Annotated in this window: 1 protein-coding gene; it reads right to left on the minus strand. The window is 70.7% G+C overall.

Annotation, left to right across the window (positions count from 1 at the left end; all coding sequences use genetic code 11):
• Positions 1 to 3,836, minus strand: a 3,836-nt coding sequence (locus AWQ70_RS37070) for a type I polyketide synthase (protein ID WP_373282428.1), incomplete at its 3' end; no start/stop codon positions are given.
• Positions 3,837 to 3,903: the final 67 nt, after the last annotated feature.

A 3,903-nucleotide genomic window follows, 5' to 3' on the forward strand; every position in this document is an offset into this window, starting at 1 on the left:
CCACTGCCCCGAACCGAGACCTGCGACTCCTCACCGGCCACGATGGACGCTGGCACGCCACTGTCCCGAACCGCGACCTGGGGCTCATCACCGGCCACAATCGACGCCCATACGCCACCGATCGCGGACAGCACCGAGCTCTCGGACGCAGGTACATCACCGGCCGCATCGAGATCCACCAGCACGATCCGGCCAGGGTTCTCCGTCTGCGCCGACCGCACCAACCCCCACACCGCAGCCGCGACCGGATCGACGTCACCAGCGCCCACCGAAACAGCGCCACGCGTCACCACCACCAGCCGGGAATCGGCGAACCGCTCCTCCGCCAGCCACGCCTGCACCGCCGCCAGCACCGAGCCGGCCACCTCATGCACCAGCCCCGCGTCACCGGCCCACCGCTCCACCACCGGCAGCACCACCACCGGCGGCGCGACTCCGCCCTGCACCACCGCCGCGAGGCTCTCAAACCGGCCCGCGGTCAGGACTTCGGCGTCACCGATCACCACCCAGTCCGAGGTGTCGAACTCCGTGGCGGCCGATCCCACCAGAGGCACCCAGTCCACCGCGAACAGCGCGTCCGACGCCACATCCTCCGCAGGCCGCAATGCCTCAGGCGACACCTCACGCATGACCAGGGACTCGACGGATGCGACCGGTGCACCGGTCATGTCCGCGGTCCGGATCTCGACACCGTCACCGACCGCGGTCATGGCCACCCGAAGCATCGAGGCTCCGGCGGCATGCAACCGCACGCCCGTCCACGCGAACGGCAACCGTGTCCCCTGACCACCGGCGGCAACGAGCCCGCTGACATGCAACGCCGCGTCCAGCAACGCCGGATGCACACCGAACCCGCCGGCCTCCGCTATCACGTCCTCCGGCAACGCGACCTCGGCGAACACCCGCTCACCATCACGCCACGCCGCCCGCAACCCCTGGAACACCGGGCCGTAGCCGTACCCGGCCTCTTCAAGAGCGTCGTAGAAACCGTCCAGCGGCACCGCCACCGCACCCAGCGGCGGCCACACCGCAAGATCGAGCCCTTCACCGGCAAGCCCGATAGTGGCGTCGTCTTCGGCAAGCACACCGGCCGCGTGGCAGACCCACGGCCCGTCCTCGCCCGCGTCCGGCCGGGAGTGGATCTCCACCCGGCGCTCGCCATCCTCACCCGGGGCGGCCACGTGAACCTGGACCTGCACCCCGCCGTGTGGTGGGAGTTGTAGCGGCGCCTGCACAACGAGCTCCCGTAGAGTCAGGCACCCCACCTGCTCACCGGCCCGCAACGCCATCTCCGCCAGCGCCGTCCCCGGCACCAGCACCTGCCCGTGGATCGCGTGATCGGCCAGCCACGAATGCGTCGCCAACGACAACCGCCCGGTCAGCACCACACCACCGTCACCGGCCAGCGCCACCGCCGCCCCCAGCAACGGATGCCCCGCCGCGATCTGGCCGACCGCCGCCACGTCCCCCACACCGGCGGCCGGCTGCGGCCAGTACCGCTCACGCTGGAACGCGTAGGTCGGCAGTTCCACCCGACGCCCACCCGGCAGGACGGACGCCCAGTCCACGTCGCCGCCGGCCGCCCACAACCGGCCCAGCGCCGCCAGGGCCGTCTCCGCCTCATCCCGATCGCGGCGCAACACCGGCGCGAACACAGCCCCATCGACCGACCGCTGCGCCATCCCACAGAGCACACCGTCCGGGCCCAACTCCACAAACCGGGACACACCCCGCTCGCCCAGACACCCGACCCCATCCGCGAACCGCACCGCCTCACGCACCTGCCGCACCCAATAGGCCGGGGACGTGAGCAGCCCGGGCCCGGCCACCTCGCCGGTCAGGTTCGACACGATCGGAACCCGCGGCTCGTCGAACGTCAGCGTCTCCAACACCGCCGCGAACTCCGCCAGCATCGGCTCCATCAGCCGCGAATGGAACGCGTGCGACACCCTCAACCGGCTCGTCTTACGACCCTCCGCAGCCCACCGCGCCGCCAGCTCCTCGATCACCCCGGCATCACCCGAGACGACCACCGAATCCGGGCCGTTGACCGCCGCGACGTCCACCAGGCCGCCCACCGCCTCGACCACCTCGGCCTCCGACGCCTGCACGGCCAGCATCGCCCCACCGGCAGGGAGCGCCTGCATCAATCGGCCCCGCGCCGCAACCAGCGCACACGCATCCGGCAGCGACAACACCCCGGCGCAATGGGCCGCCGCGATCTCACCGATCGAATGCCCCAGCAGGAAGTCCGGGCGCACGCCCCACGACTCCAGCAACCGGAACGATGCCACCTCGACCGCGAACAAGGCCGCCTGCGCGTGAACCGTCTGATCGAGATCGACCCCGTCGACCAGCACGTCCCGGACCGGCTGATCGAGCCGAACATCCAGCTCCGCGCAGACGGCATCGAAGGCATCGGCGAACACCGGGAAGGACTCGTACAAGCCTTGTCCCATCCCGGCCCGCTGCGAACCCTGACCGGTGAACAGGAAGGCGAGCCCGCCGTGCTCAGGGCCGTCCCAGTCCGTTTCCTCGGCTGCCAGCCGGTCGAGCCGCTGGAGAAGGTCCTCTCTGCCTCTTCCTACGACGACCGCCCGATGGTCCAGAGCAACGCGGGTGGTGGCCAGCGACCAGCCGACATCCACGGGATGCAGTTCAGAGGCGGCGACGAGATGGTCACGCAGAGAGCGGGCCTGGGCCCGAAGTCCCGCTGCGGTCTTCCCGGACAGCGGCCACACCACTGGCCCCTCAGCGTCCGCCGCCGGCTCCGCGAGCTCCGTGGCCGGCGGTTCTTCCAGAATGACGTGCGCGTTGGTGCCGCTGAGGCCGAACGACGACACACCCGCACGACGCGGCCGGTCCACCTCCGGCCATGGCTGGGCCTCGGTCAGCAATTCCACCGCACCCGCGGACCAGTCCACGTGCGGGGTCGGCTCGTCCGCGTGCAGTGTGGCGGGCAGCACGCCGTGCCGCATGGCCTGCACCATCTTGATCACACCGGCGACACCCGCGGCGGCCTGCGTGTGCCCGATGTTCGACTTGATCGACCCCAGCCAGAGTGGGTGGTCCCGCTCCTGGCCGTAGGTGGCGAGCAGCGCCTGCGCCTCGATCGGGTCACCGAGCTTCGTGCCGGTGCCGTGCGCCTCGACCACATCGACCTCAGAGGGCTCAAGACGGGCGTTGGCCAACGCCTGACGGATCACCCGCTGCTGCGAAGGACCGTTCGGCGCCGTCAACCCGTTCGACGCGCCATCCTGATTGACCGCACTGCCCCGCACCACCGCCAGCACCCGGTGGCCGTTGCGCCGCGCGTCCGACAACCGCTCCAGCACAAGCACACCGACACCTTCGGACCAGACAGTGCCATCCGCGCCGGCCCCGAACGCCTTGCACCGGCCGTCCGAAGCCAGACCGTCCTGCCGATCGAACTCCGCGAAGAGACTCGGACTGGCCAGCACCGCCACACCCCCGGCCAGCGCCAGCTCGCACTCACCACGCTGGAGCGCCTGCCCGGCCAGGTGCAAAGCGACGAGTGAGGCGGAGCAGGCCGTGTCCACCGTGACCGCCGGCCCCTCCAACCCGAACGTGTAGGCGACCCGGCCCGAGACCACGCTCATCGCCGTCCCGGTCAGCAGATGCCCTTCCGTACCGGCCGGCATCTGGGAACCCATGCCGTAGTTCGAGGCGTATGCCCCGATGAATACACCGGTCGGGGTGCCCCGCAGCTCCGTCGCCACCACACCCGCGGACTCGAAGGCTTCCCACGCCGCTTCCAGCAACAACCGCTGCTGCGGATCCATCGCCAACGCCTCACGCGGCGAAATACCGAACAACCCCGCGTCGAAGTCCGGCGCGTCGTGCAGGAACCCACCCCGAGGCGCATACGACGCATCCCCGACC

Origin of the sequence: Microtetraspora niveoalba (assembly GCF_001570405.1) — a bacterium.
GTDB lineage: Bacteria > Actinomycetota > Actinomycetes > Streptosporangiales > Streptosporangiaceae > Microtetraspora > Microtetraspora niveoalba.